Annotated in this window: 15 protein-coding genes; 3 read left to right on the forward strand and 12 right to left on the reverse strand. The window is 74.1% G+C overall.

The genetic code is table 11. The features are described from left to right. Positions 1–74: 74 nt before the first annotated feature. The 4 genes from IG02_RS0106895 to IG02_RS0106910 all read right to left on the reverse strand — a co-directional run bounded on the left by IG02_RS0106895 (position 75) and on the right by IG02_RS0106910 (position 7,786). Positions 75–1,511, reverse strand: coding sequence for a GNAT family N-acetyltransferase (locus tag IG02_RS0106895; RefSeq protein ID WP_051764617.1), 1,437 nt, complete (start codon positions 1,509–1,511; stop codon positions 75–77). A gap of 106 nt (positions 1,512–1,617) precedes the next feature. Beyond that, on the reverse strand, positions 1,618–4,422 hold the full coding sequence (locus IG02_RS0106900; RefSeq protein WP_030743090.1) for a DUF6493 family protein: 2,805 nt from the start codon (positions 4,420–4,422) through the stop codon (positions 1,618–1,620). Continuing rightward, complete coding sequence (locus IG02_RS0106905) at positions 4,419–5,912, reverse strand: SWIM zinc finger family protein (protein WP_234314638.1); 1,494 nt, start codon at positions 5,910–5,912, stop codon at positions 4,419–4,421. Before IG02_RS0106905 ends, IG02_RS0106900 begins: the two co-directional genes overlap by 4 nt. 227 nt (positions 5,913–6,139) lie before the next feature. After that, positions 6,140–7,786 carry an alkaline phosphatase D family protein gene (locus IG02_RS0106910; protein WP_078854269.1) on the reverse strand — a complete coding sequence of 549 codons (1,647 nt, stop codon included), beginning with the start codon at positions 7,784–7,786 and terminating at the stop codon, positions 6,140–6,142. A 141-nt stretch (positions 7,787–7,927) separates the two neighbouring features. Here IG02_RS0106910 and sigJ point away from each other — a divergent pair, with 141 nt between their 5' ends. Together sigJ and IG02_RS0106920 are read left to right on the forward strand one after the other, a co-directional pair. Further along, the gene (gene sigJ / locus IG02_RS0106915; RefSeq protein WP_030743096.1) at positions 7,928–8,830 is read left to right on the forward strand and encodes an RNA polymerase sigma factor SigJ; all 903 of its coding nucleotides are present in this window, start codon (positions 7,928–7,930) and stop codon (positions 8,828–8,830) included. Between the two features lie 239 nt (positions 8,831–9,069). Continuing rightward, complete coding sequence (locus IG02_RS0106920; protein ID WP_030743099.1) at positions 9,070–9,834, forward strand: GntR family transcriptional regulator; 765 nt, start codon at positions 9,070–9,072, stop codon at positions 9,832–9,834. A gap of 153 nt (positions 9,835–9,987) precedes the next feature. Here the strand turns inward: IG02_RS0106920 and IG02_RS0106925 are convergent, their stop codons facing one another. Further along, entirely contained in the window at positions 9,988–11,145 is a 1,158-nt protein-coding gene (locus tag IG02_RS0106925) for an ROK family protein (RefSeq protein WP_030743101.1), read from the reverse strand. Positions 11,146–11,291: 146 nt separating this feature from the next. Here IG02_RS0106925 and IG02_RS0106930 point away from each other — a divergent pair, with 146 nt between their 5' ends. Then, complete coding sequence (locus tag IG02_RS0106930) at positions 11,292–11,729, forward strand: hypothetical protein (protein WP_030743102.1); 438 nt, start codon at positions 11,292–11,294, stop codon at positions 11,727–11,729. A gap of 114 nt (positions 11,730–11,843) precedes the next feature. On the opposite strand, the gene mug is transcribed toward IG02_RS0106930, so the two are convergent. The 7 genes from mug to IG02_RS0106965 all read right to left on the reverse strand — a co-directional run bounded on the left by mug (position 11,844) and on the right by IG02_RS0106965 (position 19,174). Then, the gene (mug, locus tag IG02_RS0106935) at positions 11,844–12,395 is read right to left on the reverse strand and encodes a G/U mismatch-specific DNA glycosylase (RefSeq protein ID WP_030743104.1); all 552 of its coding nucleotides are present in this window, start codon (positions 12,393–12,395) and stop codon (positions 11,844–11,846) included. Positions 12,396–12,408: 13 nt separating this feature from the next. Further along, positions 12,409–13,851 carry an adenylosuccinate lyase gene (purB, locus tag IG02_RS0106940; RefSeq protein WP_030743106.1) on the reverse strand — a complete coding sequence of 481 codons (1,443 nt, stop codon included), beginning with the start codon at positions 13,849–13,851 and terminating at the stop codon, positions 12,409–12,411. Positions 13,852–13,910: 59 nt separating this feature from the next. Beyond that, positions 13,911–14,783 carry an SGNH/GDSL hydrolase family protein gene (locus IG02_RS0106945; protein ID WP_078854270.1) on the reverse strand — a complete coding sequence of 291 codons (873 nt, stop codon included), beginning with the start codon at positions 14,781–14,783 and terminating at the stop codon, positions 13,911–13,913. A gap of 146 nt (positions 14,784–14,929) precedes the next feature. Then, on the reverse strand, positions 14,930–15,943 hold the full coding sequence (locus IG02_RS0106950; protein WP_030743112.1) for a hemolysin family protein: 1,014 nt from the start codon (positions 15,941–15,943) through the stop codon (positions 14,930–14,932). Continuing rightward, a complete protein-coding gene (locus IG02_RS0106955) occupies positions 15,943–17,394 on the reverse strand; it encodes a hemolysin family protein (protein WP_078854271.1) in 1,452 nt (483 codons plus the stop codon). Before IG02_RS0106955 ends, IG02_RS0106950 begins: the two co-directional genes overlap by 1 nt. Positions 17,395–17,776: 382 nt before the next feature. Then, positions 17,777–18,196, reverse strand: a complete 420-nt coding sequence (locus tag IG02_RS0106960; RefSeq protein ID WP_030743116.1) for a GNAT family N-acetyltransferase — start codon at positions 18,194–18,196, stop codon at positions 17,777–17,779. Between the two features lie 99 nt (positions 18,197–18,295). Next, complete coding sequence (locus IG02_RS0106965; protein WP_030743118.1) at positions 18,296–19,174, reverse strand: TIGR03621 family F420-dependent LLM class oxidoreductase; 879 nt, start codon at positions 19,172–19,174, stop codon at positions 18,296–18,298. Between the last annotated feature and the right edge of the window lie 31 nt (positions 19,175–19,205).

The raw sequence follows: 19,205 nt of genomic DNA on the forward strand, positions 1-19,205 counted from the left end.
CCGGCCGTGGCGCGTCGCCGCCCCGGGGCGGACGGGGCGTTCCCGGGCTGGTCCGGAGCGGCGGCGCGCGGTGCTCAGCGGTCGGCCGTTGTCGTCGCCTGTTCGGGGACCGTCTCGTCGCCGTACGGTTCGGTCCAGGGCGCCGCCGCGGTCTGATCCAGCCGGGCCGTGATCACCAGCGTGCCCTCGTCGATCTGGTAGTCGAGCGGCAGGCCCAGGCTCCGCATGGTCGCGACCATGCCGGTGTTCGACGCCTGGGTGACCGCGTAGACCTGCGAGCAGCGCGCCTCACCGGCGTGCGCCACCAGCCGTCCGAGCAGCTCGGAGCCGATGCCCCGGCGCTGCCACGCGTCCTCGACGATCAGGGCGACCTCGGTCTCGTCCCCGTCCCAGAGCAGGTGTCCGAGGGCGATCAGCCGCCCGGAGCCCGTCTGGACGGCCAGCGTCCGCCCGAAGCGCGGGCTCAGCAGGTGGTCGAGATAGCGGTCGGCGTCGCGCACGGGGCCGTGGTAGCGCAGCCCGAGCGTACGGTCCGAGCAGCGGGCGTGCAGGGCGCGGGCGGCGTCGAGGTCGTCGCGGTCGGCGCGGCGGACAGTGATCCGCTCTCCCTCGGGGAGCGTGAACACCTCCCGCCCGCGGGGCAGCCGGGGGCCGAGCCGGGTGTCCAGCTCGACCAGGGCGCGGGCCCGGGCGAACTCGGTCGGTGTGAAGGGGAGATGGGGTCGCTCGACGGTGATGCCGCCGCCGTGCGGGTCGCGCAGCCGCATCTCCGTGCCGGTCAGGACGCCCTCGACGGGGATGTCGGCCTTCCCGTGGTCTCCGCGACCGACGCCCGCCGCCGGGGCGGGGTGGTGGTGGATGGTGCAGCGGCCCAGCAACTGCCTTATGGCCAGGGGGAGCTCGGCCGGGTCCAGGGCAGTGCGGGTGGCGAGGCCCAGCACCCGGGTCGGGGTGTCGACCAGGTCGTGCGCGTCGGCGCGCTCGATCCACGTGTCACGGCCACCGGCCGCCGCCACCTCGCGGGTGAGGTCACGGGCCAGGAGCGTGTCCGGGGCGCGCAGCAGGAACTCGTCGACCGTGCCCTCGGCCAGCGGATGCGTCTGGAGGGTCAGGATGTCCACGCTGTGCGCCGCCAATGCCGCGCACAGCGCGGCGAGGCTCCCGGGCTCGTCCCGCACGGTCGTGCGCATCCGCCACAGCGTGGTGGCGGCGGGGCCGGTCGGCCCCACCGTGCGGTCGGCCCCCTGTTCGTCGCGGGCGGCACCCGGATCGGCGCCGCCCGCGCCCGACGCCGGTGGGGCATGACTGTGCCTGCGTGCCCACCATGTGTGGAACGTGGCCGTGGCGACCAGTGCCACCGCCGAGGCGACGAGCAGGAACGCGCCGTCGGGACCGTGCGCGATCATGTTCGCGACCGCGTCGGCCACCGCCACGGCGGTGAACAGCGCGGCCAGTTCGACGAGGTCCCGCCGCCAGTGGTGCGGGCGGCGGGCGCTCTTCGCTGAGGTCACATTGGTCATGACACCACTCTGACGGGATGGTGTTGCGTGATCACGAACAGGATGTGACTCATGGGTTAAGCGTGGTTCTGTTGGTCTTTGGCCTGATTTATTCGTTCTATGGCGTGGAGTGATCGCCTCCCGTGCGCAGCGCGGTCAGCAGGCGCCCCGCCTGCCGAACGGCCTGGGACGAGCCGCCGCGTCCGGCGAACTCCGCCAGGCGCGGCGGCACACCGCCGTCCCGGCAGCGCTCCACACAGTCGGCGGCCACGGCCAGGAGTTCTCCCAGCCCGGGCCGTATCGCCCCGTGCCGCGCGGACCCGCCCGAGCCCGCTGCGTCCGAGCCCGCCGGGTCCGAGCCCGCCGCGACCGGGGATGCCGCGACCGGGGATGCCGCGTCCGAGCCCGCCGCGACCGGGGACGCCGCAGTACGTGTGCCCGGGGCCTCCGGCCGCCTCGGGGCACCGGTCACCGGGGGCAGCAGTTCCGGCAGCGCCGCGCGCAGGACGGACCACACCGTCCGGTACGCGCCCGTCGCCGCGGCCGTGCGCAGTGAGTCGGTCAGCCGGTTGGCCTTGCCCTGGCCCTCGGTCAGCAGAGCGGCCAGTTCCCCGCCCAGCGACCGGCCGTTCAGGTCGCCCCGGGCCGCGAGGACGAGCAGCGCGTCCACGGCCGCCAGCCGGTCCTCCGCCCGTGGCACGACCAGCGCGCAGGCCAGCGCGCGGTGCAGCGCGGGTCCGGCCGGCCCGTCCCGCTCGGCGGCGGAGAGCAGCCAGGTGGCGGCCCCAGCCGTCCGGCCGACCTCCTTCAGGGCGTTGCGCGTCTCGGCCTCCAGCCAGCCGGCGAGGACGTCCCGGTCCTGCGGCAGCACGGACATCCACAGGGCGTCCTCGGGAATCCGATGGCCGTAGCAGGGCTTCCACCTGTCACGCTTGGGCCGGCCCAGCCATGCGAGAGGCTGAGGGAACGCTCGGTGGCCGCCGGGCTCCTGGCCGCCGGGCTCCTGGCCGTCGGAGGGCGGCCGCGTCCCCACCACGGACCCGGCTGTCACCCCGTCCCCCAGGAGCCATGCCGCCAGCCGGTCGCCCTCCGGGGTGCCGAGAGCCGCCGCCGCGCGTGCCGCGGCCGGATCCGCTCCGCGCGGCAGCCGGATGAGGGCCTGCGCGAGGTCCAGCGGCCCCGCGTCGACCCCGAGACGGTGGTACTCGGCCAGCCGGTCCACCAGGACATCCGCGTCCAGGGTCCCCGTCACCCATGTCGGGGTGGCCAGCAGGAACGGCAGCGCCTCCGCCCGCGCCAGCCGGCCGGCGGCCTCCCGCAGCCGGGCGAGGAGCACGTTCCGCAGCGCCTGGTGCCCGCAGGCCGGCCGTTCCACGGACGGCTCCAGGGACTGCTGGGACCCGGTCGGTGCCTCCCCGAGAACGGCCGCGGCCACCGTGACGAAGCCGGTGGGCCGGAACCGGGCGTCACCGTCTCCGCCCACCGGGCGCAACGAGGGAAAACGAGCCACCGTTTCGCGCAGTCCCTCGGCGAGGGCGGTCCGATCCCGGTGCGCGTGCCGGACGACACCGTCCAGAGTCCGCTCGAACTCGGCCGTGCCGAGCGGGGGGCTCCAGCCGTTCCCCACGTTGCCCCGGCCCGACGTGATCAGTGCCGTCACGTCCTCGACCAGTTCGGCGAGGTCCGACGGGGCGGGCGCCATCGGGACCGGTGTGGGCACCGGCGGCAGGATCTCCTCGTACGCCCCCGAGGCGGCGGGGGCCGACAGCTCACCGAAGGCCGCCACGGCCAGGTCCCGGTGGACCGGACTCAACAGCCCGGCGCGCTCGGCCAGTTCCTCGTACAGGGCGCGGTCCACGTGCGGCAGGTGCCGGGCGACCAGCTTCAGCGCCCGCTCCTGGACGGTGGTGTCCTCGTGCCCGAATGCCTCGGCGACCACGGGCAGCAGGTCGCCCGCCGCGCCGGGCTCGGCGCGCAGCACCTTACCCAGCAGCACCAGCTGTGCCCTGACCAGCTTCTTCTCCGGGCGGAACAGCACCGAGGCGGACATGTCCGCGAGGGCGCGGAGCGGCAACGCGCTCGACATGGCCAGCTCGGACAGCACTCCCTGGGCGTACCCGGCCACCGGCGAGGCGGCGTCCGCCGCCATCCCGATCCAGTCCGCGATGTGCTCCCGACGCTCCCCCTCGGTCAGGTCCAGCGCACCCAACAGGCCGAGGAAGAACTTCAGTTCGCTGGGCCGGCCCGTGCGCAGCAGCCGCTCCACGCAGCCCGTCACCACCACCGGCCGCTCCACGACCCCCGCCTCGACCATCGCCACGAGAGCCTGGGGCCACTGGCCCGGATCCTCCGGATCGTCGTACCAGAGCAGCGGGGCCGGTGTCGCCGCCACCTCGAACAGGCGCGGGACCATGACCGGTGTGTGACGGTCCCCGAGCAGGTTGTGCCGCAGCGCGTGACGGTGCCCGATCGCGGTCACCCAGCCGCGCACCACGGGCTCGGTCGTCGGCATGGCACACCGCGCGAGCCCGACCAGCGATTCGATCAGCGGATAGTCCAGTTCGGCGGTCGAAGCCCTCGCCGCGAGCCGGTGGGCCACATCGCCCAGCCACCCCGGCTCGCGGCCCGCGAGGAGGTCGACCAGTTCGCCGACGGGCGTCCGGTCGCCGTCGCGCAGGTCGCGCGCGGTGATCCAGGACACGGTGGCGGCGGCCCCCGTCAGACAGCCGGCCCCGGCCACGATCAGCGCGTCCAGGGTCCTGATCCGCCCCTGCCACCGGTCCCATCCCCAGGAACGGACCTCGGTGCGCAGGGCCTTCAGCTCCGCCAGCTCCGCCTTGCGTTCCGCCGCGTCCAGCGGCTTGACCAGACCGGGTACGTCCCGGACCCGGCCCTCCCGTACGGCGTCCAGCAGCGCGCTCATCGCGTGCCTCCCGTCGCGACGGCGGAGGTCTCGCCCTCGGCAGCGGTTCGGTGACCGTTCTGACCTCCCAGGGCGTGCCCGACCGCACCTGGCGGACCCGCGAGGCCCGGCCGGACCGGACCCGGTCGCGCGGCGGCCCCCTCGCGCCGGGCCATCCGGACCGCCAGCGCGTGCTTGCACGGGCCGCGCCCGCCCCGGTGGTCCGCCCACCAGCGGCACGTGCAGCTGAGCACGCCCGCCCGCTCCCTCACCTGGTAATACCGGTCACCCGAGGCCACCCGGGCCGTCGTGCCGTCCAGCGTCACCGCGCCGGCCGACACCAGCTCGCGGGCCGCGACCAGCCGCGGGTTGTGCCGCTCGGCGCGGTCCGTGCCGTAGGGCAGTTCGCGGTGGAAGTACGCGGCGTCCGCGAGGTCGTAGCCGATCCGGCCCGCCGTGCCCAGCCGGACCAGGGCCGCCCGTACCCGTGCCACCGTCAGCCCCGAACGCTCCGCCAGTTCCACCGGATCGACCCGGGGCTCCCAGGCCAGCAGGACGGAGACCAGCTCCGCGTCCGCGTCGGCGTCGGTCGTGGCCAGCGCCTCCAGGACACCGCCCTCCCCGGAGAAACCGCGCGCCGCGTCCGGCGACAGCGTGAGCGTGAACCGCATGCCGGGCAGGACCGCCTCCCAGGCGCTCGCCGTCGCCGCGCCGTCGGACGCCGGTCCGTACACGCGCAGGGCCGTCGCGTCCCGCAGCACCCGCTGGAGCGCGGCCAGCCGCTCGGGCCCTGGCAGGCACACCGCTCCCGGCCCGGGCCGGGAGGTCCGCCGCAGCGACCCGCCCGCCGGGACGACCCAGGTCGCACCGCGCGAAGCGCCGCCCGAGCCGGCGCCGGGGAGGGAACGCAGGAAGCGCACGGCCTCGGCGACGCCGATCTCGGCCCGCAGATCGAACCCGGCCGAGGCCACCTGCGCCTCCGCGAACCCCCGCAGCCAGCGCTCCGGCAGCGGGACCTTCTTCTCCACGACGGCCCCGCCCGTCGTCGTGACCGCCAACTCCTCGGGCCCCACCCGCAGATGCAGCGGATCGTCGCCGGTCATCCGGGACAGGGCCGTGCGCAAGGGATTGTTCACGTCCACGTTCGTCGTACCGTGTCCCGTCCGGGCGCCGTCGAGGCCCGCACGGCCGATGTCGAGCCGGGCGTACACCCCACAGCAGGCGGAGAACGACTCGAAGCGGAGCCGGTCGCCGTTCCCCGTCACCACCGGGTCGCGCAAGGGGGCAGGCCGCGGCTGGTGGTAACGCGCCCCCGCCACGTCCGCCACGGCGAGCAGGCCCCGGGCGGCGGCGCGCGGGGAGGTCAGGAACCCGGAGAAGAACCGGGGGTGCTTCTCGGTGCCGGAGGGCGTGCTGCCGCCCGAGGTCTCCAGGCCGAGCAGTGCGTCGGTCCCCGTCCGCCCCAGGGCGGACGGGCGCGCGTAGGCGAGCGCCTGTACGGATCGTGACATGAGGACGACGCTAAAAGCCCGCCACTGACAATGGACTTGACCTGCGGCGTTCCTCCAGCGCGGACGGCGCGGGCCTACACGGGCGGGCAGCCGGGTGCCGACCACGCCGCCCGGCTGCCCGCACCGTCCGCCCGTCGGCCGGTTCCGGGCGCCGGCCCGGGCCCGGCTCCGGTCCGCCGCCCGCGCGGAAGTGCGGGTGGCGGACCGGGAACGCAGCGATCCCGTGGTTACTGGCCGATCCGCCCCGGCTGGAGCACCTTCGTGAACAGCACCGCCCCGCCCTGCTCGCGCAGCCGGACCGTCAGCTCCCCGCTGCCGCCGTCGATGTCCACCTGCCCGAACAGCGGCGGCGTCTCCATCGGGGACAGGTTCGATCCCTTCGGCGCCTTGACGTAGACGCGGTCCGGGCCGAACGTGGCGTCCAGCGAACTCGCCGGGAACTGGCCGGCGGCCAGGGGACCCGTCACGAACTCCCAGAACGGCGCGAAGTCCTTGAAGGCGGCCCGCTCCGGCAGGTAGTGCTGCGCGGAGGTGTGGTGCACGTCCGCCGTCAGCCACACGGTGCCGGTGATCCGCCGCCGCTTGATGTACCGCAGCAGCTCCGCGATCTGCAGCTCCCGGCCCAGCGGCGCTCCCGGGTCGCCGTTCGCGATCGCCTCGAAGTCCGTCGTACCGTCCGGGACGACCAGGCCGATCGGCATGTCGGCGGCGATCACCTTCCACACCGCGCGCGAGCGCGACAGCTCGCGCTTCAGCCACGCGAGCTGCTCCGCGCCCAGGATGCCGGTCGTGTCGTCGCTCTGCCGGTTCGGCGAGTTGGCGTTGCGGTGGGTCCGCATGTCGAGGACGAACACGTCCAGCAGCGGACCGTGGTTGATCACCCGGTGCACGCGCCGGTCCGCCCCGCGCGCGTGGAGGGTCGAGACCGGGAAGTACTCACGGAACGCCTGCGAGGCGCGGGCGGCGAGGACGTCGATGTTCTTCTCGGTGTAGCGGTCGTCGTCGAGGATCTGTCCCGGGTACCAGTTGTTGCGCACCTCGTGGTCGTCCCACTGGGTGATCGAGGGCACCTCGGCGTTGAACGCCCGTACGTTGGCGTCCAGCAGGTTGTAGCGGAAGTTCCCCCGGTACTCGGCGAGGGTCTCCGCGACCTTGGCCTTCTCCTCGGTGGTGATGTTGCGCCAGACGCGGCCGTCGGGCAGCGTCACGCTCGGCTCGATCGGTCCGTCCGCGTAAATGGTGTCACCGCTGCACAGGAAGAAGTCCGGGCCCAGGCGCCGCATCTCGTCGTACACGCGGTAGCCGCCGATGTCCGGGTTGATGCCCCAGCCCTGTCCCGCGATGTCGCCGGACCAGACGAACCGCACGTCCTGCCGCCGCCGGGCGGGCGCCGTACGGAAGGTCCCGTGGACCGGCTCCGACGTACGGCGCGGATCGTCCGGATCGGCCAGCGTCACCCGGTAGTGCACCCGCTCTCCCGAGGGCAGCCCGCCCAGCGGGACCGTCCCCGTGAAGTCGGAGCCCGGGCCGAGCAGCGGACCGCGCCACTGGCGGGCGCGGCGGAAGGACTCGGTGGCCGACGTCTCCACGATCATGCGGGCGGGCCGGTCGGACCGCACCCACACGAGCCCGGACGAGGTGGTGACATCGCCCGCCTGTACGCCCCAGGCGGCACGCGGCCGACCGGACAGTGCCTGGGCCGGAGCGGCGGTGACGAGAGCGGCGGTGCCGGGCAGCGCGAGGGCGGCCGAGGCGGCGAGCGAGCCGCGCAGGACGCTGCGGCGCGCGGGCGCGGGCCCGGCGGCCGGGGACGGGACGGACGAGGCGCCGGGGGCCGGTGACCGGCGCGGGGCGCCGCCGGGGGTGTGGGACATCGGGAATCTCCTGGGCAGATGGGCCGCGGTTGCGATGCCATGCCTAGCGGCCGTCGGCGGCCGGCGCGCGAACCTTGCGTGAACAACGAGGTCGGGGCGGAGTGCCTGGACAGCGGAGGCGCGGTCGGATGGGATGGTCCCGTGGCAACCGACAGCGCGCGTACCGACGAGTTCGAAGAGCACCGTGGCGTCCTGACCGGCGTGGCCTACCGCATGCTGGGCCGGATCTCCGACGCGGAGGACGTGGTCCAGGAGGCGTGGCTCCGCTGGAACGTGGAGTCCCGCGCGGACGTCCGCGTGCCCCGCGCCTACCTCGTACGGATCACGACCCGGCTCGCGATCGACCGGCTGCGGCAGTCCAGGACTCGGCGCGAGACCTACGTCGGCCCCTGGCTGCCCGAGCCGGTCGTCACCGACTTCGGCCCCGCCGTGCCCGACACCGCCGAGCGCGCGGAGCTGGCCGACTCGGTGTCGCTCGCGGTGCTGGTCGTCCTCGAGTCGCTCTCGCCCCTGGAGCGTGCGGTGTTCGTGCTGCGGGAGGCGTTCGGGTTCCCGTTCGGTGAGATCGCCACCGTGCTGGAGCGGAGCGAGGCGTCGGTGCGGCAGCTCGCCACGCGGGCCCGCCGCCATGTCGAGGAGCGCAGGCCCCGGTACGACGTCGACCCCGCCGAACGCCGCGACCTCACCGAGCGGTTCCTGGCCGCCGCGGCCGGCGGTGACTTCGACGCGCTGCTCGCCCTGCTGGCCCCGGACGTCCGGCTGGTCGGCGACAGCGGCGGCAAGGCGAAGGCGCCCCTGCGGGTCATGGTCGGCGCGGACAAGGTCGGCCGCTTCTTCGCCGCGGTGGGGACCGAGGCGGCGGCGTTCGAGGTCCGCCTCATGGAGCTCAACGGCGCTCCCGCCGCGCTCGTGCTCAGCGACGGGAGGCCGGAACTCGTCCTCCAACTGGAGGTCAGGGACGGCGCGGTGGAGACCGTGTACGTCATCCGCAACCCCGACAAACTGCTCGGCGTCTCCCCGATGGCCCCGCCTCTCAGCGACTGACCTTCCCGGGCGCCTCGCGGTCCCGTTGCCTCGTCGTCCCGCGGCCGTCCCGCCGGAATTTCCGCGTGCCCGCGCGTCGGGCCCGCCGCTGTGCGCGGCCGCCGGGTGTCCCCCCACGTGCGGGATTGGTCTTGACCAAGACGCAGACCAGTCCTATCGTCGCTCGTTAGTGCAGGAACCTTTAATAAACAAAGGCACGGAAAACCAGCCGGGGGGACCCGGCGATTGCGGAGGATCACGTGGGGACCACGCAGCTGGAAGCGGTGCCGGAGCCGAAGTACTGGCACCTCAGGACCGTGCTCGCCGACGCACTCGACTCGGACTTCGCGGTCGGGGAGATCCTTCCCAACGAGCGTGAGCTGGCGGCCCGGTTCGGGGTCGCCCGCGCCACGCTCCGGCAGGCACTCGATCAGCTGGAGCTGGAGGGGCGCCTCCAGCGCCGCCGGGGCGTCGGTACGACCGTCGCGCCGCCGAGGGTCGGTGTCGACGTCTCCACGACCCGGCACGAATGGCCGGGCACGGGCGGGGACGGCTGGCAGGCCGTCGAGTGCGCCCTGGCCACCGCGCCCGGCACGGTGGCCCGCCTGCTGTCCACGGCGAGCGGGGAAGAGGTTCACACGGTCCGCAGGCTCCGCGTCTGGCACGGCCGGCCCGTGGCCGCCGAGCTGCTCTACGTACCGGCCTCGTCGGTGCCCGACCTGCCGGCCATCGACACGCCCTCCGGTCAGGCCCGCGCCCGCGCGGTCCTGCGCGAACTCCAGCGGCTGGACCTCGACGGCCAGGAGCGCGCCGTGGAGCTGGGCTCGGCCCGCGCGGACGACGCGAAGGAGCTGGACCGGCTGCCCGGCGCGCCCGTCCTCGTGGTGACGACGCGCTATGTCGTCCAGGGCCGTACGGCCGTGGTGTCCCTCGCCACGTACCGGGCGGACACCTGCCGGCTGACCTTCGGCGCGTCCGGCGACCTGGAGATCAGCGACCAGCCGCAGGAACGCCAGGCGTCCTGAGCGGCGCGCCCCGTCCACCCGACGGGCCCGCGTGCCGCTCCCGGGCGCGTACCCGTCCATGTGCCACGGCTCACCTGCCACTCTCGCCACGGCCCAGGGACGCCCGGCCCCAGGGACGCCCGGTCCCGGGAACGCGCGGCCCGTCGCTCGACGTCAGCGGCGGGCCGTGACCGTGCCCTCCACCGCGAACAGCTGCTCCTCCACATGATCCAGCGCCAGTCGCAGCGCGCCGGTCGCCACCGCCGCCTCGCCGAGCAACGAGAGCGTCACCCGGGGCGGCCGCAGGCAGTACCGGGCCAGCTCCTCCCGGAGGGGGTCCAGCACGCCGTCGAGGCCGGCCGCCCAGCCGCCGATCACCACCAGCTCCGGGTCCAGCGCCAGCACCAGCGCCGCCACGTCGTGCACCAGCCGCTGGATGAACCGCTCCACGGCTTCCTTGGCCCGTACGTCGCCCTTCTTGGCATGCGCGAACACCCGCGCCACCGCCTGCTCGTCGAGCGGGTGGAGCGGTTCACCCGTCATCGACAGGAGCCGCTCCGGCATCTCCTCACGTCCCAGCAGGTGCAACGCGCCGATCTCACCGGCCGCGCCGCCGAACCCCCGGTGCAGCCGTCCCCCGATCAGGGCGCCCGCTCCGGGACTCAGTCCGGCCAGCACGAACACGATGTCGTCCGACTCGGACGCCGCACCCTTCCACTGCTCCGCGACGGCCGCCGCGTTGGCGTCGTTCTCCACCAGCACCGGGCAGCGGAACGAGCGCCGCAGCCGGTCGCCGAGCGGCAGCCCGGTCCACTGCGGCAGCGCCGTACCCAGCCGTACGGTCCCGTCCGCGTCCACGATGCCGGGACTGCCGACCCCGACCGCCCGCAGCGAGCCGCGGGCCACGGCCGCGCGCCGCAGCACGTCCGAGACGAGCAGCCGTACCCGCTCCAGGCGTTCGTCCGCGTCGGCCTTCTCCGACACCTCGCGCGTACCGGACTCGACGATCCGGCCGTCCAGTCCCGAAAGCAGCGCGGCCACCCGGTGCGAACCGATCTCGATGCCCAGCAGGTGCCCGGCCTCGGCCCGGAACCGGAAGCGCCGCGCCGGGCGCCCCTGCCGACGGGCGCCGCTCTCCTCGGGCCCCGACTCGACCACCAGGCCCGTCTCGGTCAGCCCCTCGACCACACCCTCCACGGTCGGCCGCGACAGCCCCGTGGTCCGGGTCAGGTCCGTGAGGGTGAGCGAGCCGGCGCCGCGCAACGTGTGCAGGACGACCGCCGAGTTGATCCGACGCAGGAGGGAAGGGTCTTGGCCGGTCAACCGCCCCACGGTATGTCCTCCCAGCTCGTACGGCGCGTTTCGCGGATGCTACTCGGTGCCCGACGGCGGGGCGAGCCGCGGGCCCGCGGCCCGCTGACGGACCGACCGCGCCTGACGGGGCGCCAATTGTCGGACCCCGAAGGTTAACTGGATCCATGACCACCGCTCAGCACCTCGCCGTCATCGAGCGCTTGCGGGCCCGCGCCTTCCCCGCCCGGCGCGGCCCGTCCGACGTGGGCACCAGCGGCCCCGGCTACCACCTCGCCGAACTGGCCCGCGGCGGCGGCCTCGGCGACGACGACGGCACGCGACGCGCCGACGAGGCCGACCAGTTCGACGCGGAGCACGCGGCGCTCGCGGAGATCCTCACGCTCCGCTTCGGCGAGCCGTGGTACATGAGCACGTGGAGCGTCCAGGTGCGCGGCGGCGAGGGCGAGGAGATACCGGAGCCCTGGCGCGAGCTGAGCGGCGGCCCCCGCTTTCTGTACCTGTGGCGCGTCGAGGACCGCTGGCTCGCGGTCGGCCTGGCGGAGGCCGACGAGGAACGGCCCTTCCGCCTGCTGGCGGTGGTGACGGCGACGGACCCGCCATGACAGGTGACGGACCGGCCGCGCCGGGCGCCCCGGCGGGGCCCGTGATCCGCCCGCGTCCGACACCCCGGCCGCCTCCGACACCCCGGCCCTGGCGCGTGCCGGACCGTACGCGTACTACCGCACGCCGTCGTCATCCTGCGAGGCCGCCCGCAAGCGGGCGAACTCGTCCGCCATCGTCGCCGCCGTCCAGTGCGCGTTGAGGCCGCTCGGGTTGGGCAGGACCCAGATCCGGGTGGCCGCGATCGACCGGTCCTGGCGGCCGATCCGGGCCCGTCTGTCGTCGAAGGCCGTGCGGTACGCGGTGACTCCGACCACCGCGAGCCACCGCGGCCGCAGCCGTTCGACCTTCGCCGTGAGGATCCGGCCGCCCTCGCGGAACTCCTCCGGGGTGAGTTCGTCGGCCCGGGCCGTCGCCCGTGCGGCGACATTGGTGATGCCCAGGCCGTACGACGGCAGCTCGTCCTGCTCGGCCGGGCGCAGCAGGCGAGGGGTGAAGCCGGACAGGTGCAGGACCGGCCAGAAGCGGTTGCCGGGGCGGGCGAAGTGGTGGCCCGTCGCGGCCGACATCAGCCCCGGATTGATGCCGCAGAACAGCACCCGCAGGCCGGCCGCGACGACATCGGGGACGACGCGGTCGCGGGCGGCTTCGAGTTCTTCGGGCGTCACGGCCGGGCCGCGGTCACAGGATCGACGCCGGCGTGTAGCCGGCCGCCTCGGGGCGCTGCTCGACGATCTCCTCGACGCGCGCCGTCACGGTCGCGATCTGGTCCGCCGCCGCGCCCGTGAAGGACAGCTTGTCCGCCATCAGCGCCTCCAGTGCCGGGCGGTCCAGCGGCATCCGCTCGTCCGCCGCCAGCCGGTCCAGCAGTTCGTTGCGCTCGGCGCCCCGCTCGCGCATCGCCAGTGCCGAGGCCACCGCGTGCTCCTTGATGACCTCGTGCGCGGCCTCGCGGCCCACTCCCGCCCGTACCGCGCCCATCAGCACCTTGGTGGTCGCGAGGAAGGGCAGGTAGCGGTCCAGCTCACGCGCCACGACGGCCGGGAACGCGCCGAACTCGTCCAGGACCGTCAGGAACGTCTCCAGCAGCCCGTCGAAGGCGAAGAACGCGTCGGGCAGGGCGACCCGGCGCACCACCGAGCACGAGACGTCGCCCTCGTTCCACTGGTCGCCCGCCAGCTCGCCCGTCATGGAGGCGTAGCCGCGCAGGATCACCATCAGGCCGTTGACCCGCTCGCAGGAACGTGTGTTCATCTTGTGCGGCATGGCGGAGGAGCCGACCTGGCCCGGCTTGAAGCCCTCGGTCACCAGCTCGTGCCCGGCCATCAGCCGGATGGTCTTCGCGACCGACGACGGGGCGGCGGCCAGCTGCACCAGCGCGGTCACCACGTCGTAGTCGAGGGAGCGCGGATACACCTGACCGACCGAGGTGAACGCCTGGCCGAAGCCCAGGTGGCCGGCCACCCGCCGTTCCAGGTCCGCCAGCTTCGCGGTGTCGCCGCCCAGCAGGTCGAGCATGTCCTGCGCCGTGCCGACCGGCCCCTTGATCCCGCGCAGCGGGTAGCGGCCCAGCAGGTCCGCCAGCCGCTCGTGGGCCACCAGCAGCTCGTCCGCCGCCGTCGCGAACCGCTTGCCGAGCGTGGTGGCCTGGGCGGCGACATTGTGCGAGCGCCCCGCCATGACCAGCTCGCCGTACTGGCCCGCGAGCGCGCCGAGCCGCGCCAGTACCGCGACCGTGCGGTCCCGGGCCAGCTCCAGGGAGAGCCGGATCTGCAGCTGCTCGACGTTCTCCGTCAGGTCGCGCGAGGTCATTCCCTTGTGCACCTGCTCGTGGCCGGCGAGGGCGTTGAACTCCTCGATCCGCGCCTTCACGTCGTGCCGGGTGACCTTCTCGCGCTCCGCGATCGACGCCAGGTCGACCTGGTCGAGGACGCGCTCGTAGTCGGCCAGGGCACCCTCCGGCACCTCGATCCCCAGGTCCCGCTGGGCCCGCAGGACGGCCAGCCAAAGCCGCCGCTCCAGCTTCACCTTGTGTTCGGGGGACCACAGCTCGGCGAGCTCCGCCGAGGCGTAGCGGCCGGCAAGGACGTTCGGGATGCGAGGCTTCGCGGTCACAGCTGTCACGTGGAGGAATTCTATAGGCGGTTTGTGCAGGCCAGTGCCCCACCCGTGTTCGTAGGTTGCTACGAGAGCCCTCGGAGCGGCTGTTCCGGATCCTCGGACCTACGAGGCGCCCCGGCGGTCTCGGTCGTGCCGGGGGTCCCGGAGACCCCGGGGGGCCCGGACGTCACGTCGTACGGCAGCAGCTCCGGCCGCTTCGGGGCCCGGCCGTCGCCCGAGGAGCGGCCGGTGAGCCGGCGCATGATCCACGGGCCGAGGTACTGCCGCGCGAAGCGGACGTCGCCGGTGCGCCGCGCCGGCCAGGGCAGCGGCACCGCCGCGGGCAGGTCCGCCCGCCAGTCGTCCTCGGCGGCCAGGCCCAGTGTCTGCCAGACGGCCTCGGCGACCCTGCGGTGACCCTCCGCCGTCAGATGCAGCCGGTCCACGTCCCACATCCGCTGGTCCGCGAGGACCGGCGCCCCGTACAGGTCGACGACCAGCGCGCCGTGGCGCGAGGCCAGCTCGTCCACGAAGCCGAACAGCTCCTCCATCCGGGGCCTGAACCGGTCCAACACGGGCCCGTTCCGGCCGGGGCTGCGCATCAGCACCAGTTGCCCGCAGGACGGCGCCAGCCGTGCCGCGGCCTCCTCCAGCAGGCCGCGCACCCGGCCCATGTCGCACTTCGGGCGCAGGACGTCGTTGAGCCCGCCCACCAGCGTCACCAGGTCGGGCGCCATCGCCGCCGCGGTGTCGACCTGCTCGTCCAGGATCTGGCCGATGAGCTTGCCGCGGACGGCGAGGTTCGCGTAACGGAAGCCGGGGGTACGGGCCGCCAGACGCGTGGCGAGCAGATCGGCCCAGCCGCGGTACGAGCCGTCGGGGAGGAGGTCGGACATGCCCTCGGTGAAGGAGTCACCGACCGCGACAAAACTGGTGTAGTTGGCATTCATCTCCATGGCGAGGCCGATCCTACCGCGCGGTAGCGAGCCGGTGGCCCGGCTTCCCGGGACGTGGTACGGGCCGCCAGGGCCTGGCCCGGGGGCGTCCCGCGGGAATCGACCCGGCGTCCCCGGGCCCGGCGCGGCGGCGGGGGATCGCTCGCTCAGGCGTGCCGGCCGACCAGCTCGCGCAGGACGTCCTCCATGGTCACCAGGCCCGCGAGCCGGCCGTCGTCGTCGAGGACCGCGGCCAGGTGGGTACGGCTGCGACGCATCGCCGTCAGCACGTCGTCCAGCGGATGCGCCGCCCGTACGCGCGCGATCGCGCGCATCGCCGACACCGGGAACGGCACATCGCGCGGCATCGCGTCCAGCGCGTCCTTCACGTGGAGGTAGCCGAGGATCCGGCGCGAGGTGTCCAGCACCGGGAAGCGCGAGAACCCGGACTCGGCCGCGAGCCGCTCCAGCCCCTCCGGGGTGACACCGAACCGCGCGGAGACGACCCGCTCCACCGGTGTGACGACGTCGCGCACCGGACGGCGGCCCAGCTCCAGCGCGTCGTGCAGCCGCTCGGTCGCGCGGTCGTCCAGCAGTCCGGCATGGCCGGCGTCCGTGACCAGCCGGGCCAGCTCGTCGTCCGAGAAGGCCGCGGCGACCTCGTCCCGTGTCCGCACCCGGAGCAGTGCCAGCAGTCCGTTGGCGAACGCGTTGACCGTGAAGATCACCGGGCGCAGCGCCCGGGCCAGCGCGACCAGCGGCGGCCCGAGCAGCAGCGCGGCCCGGTCGGGAGCGGCCAGCGCCACGTTCTTCGGCACCATCTCGCCCAGCAGCATGTGCAGATACGTGGCGAGGGCCAGCGCGATCACGAAGGAGACCGCGTGCACCGGACCCGGCGGCACCCCGAGGGCGTTGAACAGCGGCTCCAGCAGATGCGCGATGGCGGGCTCGGCGACGATGCCGAGCACCAGCGTGCACAGCGTGATGCCCAACTGCGCCGCCGCCAGGAGCGCGGACACGTGCTCCAGGCCCCAGATCACCCGCCGCGCCCGCCGGTCCCCGGCCTCCGCCGCCGGCTCGATCTGACTGCGCCGTACGGAGATCAGGGCGAACTCGGACGCCACGAAGAAGGCGTTGACGACGAGCGTCAGCAGCCCGAGGAACAGCTGGAACGCGATGATCACGGGGCCTCCCCGCCGCCGGGGGCCGTCCCGTTCGTATCCGCGCGGTTCGGGCCCGCGCCGCCCGGGGCCGTCCCGTTCGTATCCGTGCCGCCGGAGGCCGTGCCGCCCCGGTCCACGCAGTCGGCGCCCGTCGTGCCGTCCATGGCGAGCGGCGCGCGCAGCAGCACCCGTTCCGCGCGCCGGCGTGCGACCTCGGTCACCTCGAACCGCCAGCCGGCCAGGTCGACCCGGTCGCCCTCGGCCGGGATCCGGCCGAGCTCCGTGGCCATGAGGCCGGCCAGCGTCTCGTACGGCCCCTCGGGCATGCGGAGCCCCACCGCCACCAGCTGGTCCGCCCGCGCGGCGCCGTCGGCCGACCACAGCGTCCGGCCCTCGGCGTCCTCGCCCACCCGTACCAGCCCGGAGGTCTCCTGCGGGTCGTGCTCGTCCCGTACCTCCCCGACGACCTCCTCCACGATGTCCTCCAGCGTCACCACCCCGGCCGTACCGCCGTACTCGTCGATGACCACGGCCAGCGTGCCGCCGCCGGTCAGCCGGTCCAGAAGCCTGTCCACCGTCAGCGTCTCCGGGACCAGCAGCGGCTCGTGCAACAGCTCGGCCACCGCGCGCCGGGGCCGGCTCTCGACGGGAATGGGCAGGACGTCCTTGATGTGCGCGACACCGACGACCCGGTCCAGGCTGTCCCGGTAGACCGGGAAGCGCGACAGACCGGTGGCGCGGGTGGCGTTGGCGACGTCCTCGGCCGTGGCCCGCACGTCGAGGGCCATCACCCGCACCCGCGGGGTCATCACGTTCTCCGCGGTCAGCGCGGCCAGGCTGAGCGTCCGCACGAACAGCTCGGCCGTGTCGGCCTCCAGCGCGCCCTCCTTCGCGGAGTGCCGGGCCAGCGCGACCAGTTCCTGCGGGCTCCGGGCCGAGGCCAGCTCCTCCGTGGGCTCCATGCCGAGGCCGCGCACGATGCGGTTCGCGGTGCTGTTGAGATGGCTGATGAACGGGCGGAAGGCGGCCGTGAAGCACCGCTGCGGGGTGGCCACCACCTTGGCCACGGCCAGCGGCGAGGAGATCGCCCAGTTCTTCGGCACCAGCTCACCGACGACCATCAGGAAGACGGTCGACAGCGCGGTGCCGATCACCAGCGCGACCGAGGAGGCCACGGAGGGGGACAGTCCCACGGCCTCCACCGGCCCCCGGAGCAGCGTGGCGATCGACGGTTCGGAGACCATGCCCACGACCAGGTTGGTCACCGTGATCCCGAGCTGGGCGCCGGAGAGCTGGAAGGTCAGGTTCCGCACGGCCTTCATCGCGCCCGCCGCGCCTCGTTCGCCGCGCTCCGCGGCCCGTTCCAGTTCCCCGCGCTCCACCGTGGTGAGGGAGAACTCGGCCGCGACGAAGGCCCCGCACGCGAGCGACAGCAGCACCGCCACGAGGAGCAGCAACACTTCGGTCATCGGGTCACCTCCGTCCCATGGTCGGTCAGCGGGCGGAGGTCCGCGCGGTGTCGGGCGCGGCGGGGGCCGTGGCCGCTCCCGTGCTTCGGAGAACGCTCGCCCATCGGCGGAACAGACACCTCTTCCGGTCAGTGATGTCGGCCGGTGACCCCGGCCGGTGACCCCGGCCGGCGAATCCGCTCTTCGCGGCCGGTCGTCGGGTCCCGGTCGTCGGATCCCGGCCTTCGGATTCCGGTCGGCTCCGACCGATGGCTTCGGTCGGAGGCCGTGGCTCTCCGTACGGCTGCCCCTGTCCCCCGTCCGTACGCACGGCGTAGGGGCGGCAGCGCCGGCTGTCGAATCCCGGCTGCTCACAGCAGCTCGCCCGCCGCTCCTGCCATGTCTAAATGGGCTTGACCCAGCGTCGCCAGCGGTCCTCGCGCTGGTAGCCGCCCGCCGCCCATGTGTGGTGGGCCTTCTCGTTGGCTTCCAGGACCATGGCGTCGACGCGTCGCCCGCCCAGGGCGGCGAAGCGTTGTTCCGCGGCTTCCAGCAGGGCGGTGGCGATGCCTTGCCGGCGGTGGTCGGGATGTACGGCCAGTCGATAGGCGGAGCATCGCCATCCGTCGAAGCCGGCTATGACGGTTCCGGTGAGGAGGCCGTCGCGCTCTGCGAGGAGCAGGGCTTCGGGGTCTCGCGTGATGAGCCGGGCCACTCCGTCGTGGTCGTCGCTGATGCTCGTTCCTTCCGCGGCGTCGCGCCAGAACCGCAGCACGGTGTCGATGTCCGAGAGCAGGGCGCGGCGGATGTGAAGATCGCTCATGGCGTAAGTCAAACAGGGCGCTCGGCTGTCCGGCCAACGGGTTTCGCCTTCTGGGACGGCGTCGACGTGGCCCGCCGCCGCACCGGCGGCCACGGTGGTTCAGCCGCCCCGCAGCTCCTCGATCACCGGGCCCAGCGCCTCCATGTACGGGTCGAGGACCGTGAAATGGCTGAAGCCCAGGCGCTCCCGCAGCTCACGCAACTGGTCCGCGATCTGCCCCACCGTGCCGAGGGCGAGCAGCGGCAACTCCAGGACCTCGTCCACCGACAGGTGCGGCAGGTGCGGCAGCAGGTTCCGGACCGCCGCCCTGCGGTCCGTCGTGACGGTGACCATCTGGAGCAGCAGATTCCGTTCGGCCGGGGAGGAGCGACGGGCCGCGAAGCCCTCGTAGGCCGCGACGCGTTCGGCCAACTCCCGTGCGTTCAGCACGCGCAGGCCGTCCTCGGTCATCCGGGCCCCGGTGAAGGCGACGGTGTGCGCGTGCTCGGCGGCCAGTCGCAGCACCCGGTCGCCGTTCCCGCCGATCAGCAGCGGCGGGAACGGCCGCTGGACCGGCCGGGGCTGCCAGGTCTCGTCGGCCAGCAGCCGCGTCAGCTCGGTCACCGTACGGGCGAGATGGCCGACCCGGGCGCCGGGGGAGGGGGACCCGAGCCCCGCCCGCTCGTACTCCTCGCGCACGTACCCGGCGCCGAGCCCGATCTCCAGCCGGCCGCCGGTGAGCGCGTCGGTGGTGGCGATCTCCCGGGCGAGCAGCGCCGGGTTCCAGAAAACGGTGTTCAGGACGAACGTTCCGAGCCTGGGCCGCTCGGTCGCCTCGGCGGCGGCCACGAGCGCGGGAAAGGGCCCGGTCATGCCGAGATGGTCGGGCACCTGGATGACGTCGTAGCCCAGTTCCTCCGCGCGTACGCAGCGGGCGCGCCACGCCGCGCCCAGGTCGGGGGTCACCATGCTCACGCTGAACCTGAAGGGGCGTGTCACGGGTCTGGGTGAAGGGCGGCTCGACTCCGTC

This window comes from Streptomyces sp. NRRL F-5135, assembly GCF_000719775.1.
Taxonomy (GTDB): Bacteria; Actinomycetota; Actinomycetes; order Streptomycetales; family Streptomycetaceae; genus Streptomyces; species Streptomyces hebeiensis.

Bases quoted from the DNA above. Each gene is read 5' to 3' on its own strand.
- IG02_RS0106930 (WP_030743102.1), top strand. From the start codon at position 11,292: ATGACCACCGCTCAGCACCTCGCCGTCATCGAGCGCTTGCGGGCCCGC.
- IG02_RS0106905 (WP_234314638.1), bottom strand. From the start codon at position 5,912: ATGTCACGATCCGTACAGGCGCTCGCCTACGCGCGCCCGTCCGCCCTG.
- IG02_RS0106910 (WP_078854269.1), bottom strand. From the start codon at position 7,786: ATGTCCCACACCCCCGGCGGCGCCCCGCGCCGGTCACCGGCCCCCGGC.
- IG02_RS0106960 (WP_030743116.1), bottom strand. From the start codon at position 18,196: ATGAGCGATCTTCACATCCGCCGCGCCCTGCTCTCGGACATCGACACC.
- IG02_RS0106955 (WP_078854271.1), bottom strand. From the start codon at position 17,394: ATGACCGAAGTGTTGCTGCTCCTCGTGGCGGTGCTGCTGTCGCTCGCG.
- IG02_RS0106900 (WP_030743090.1), bottom strand. From the start codon at position 4,422: ATGAGCGCGCTGCTGGACGCCGTACGGGAGGGCCGGGTCCGGGACGTA.
- IG02_RS0106945 (WP_078854270.1), bottom strand. From the start codon at position 14,783: ATGGAGATGAATGCCAACTACACCAGTTTTGTCGCGGTCGGTGACTCC.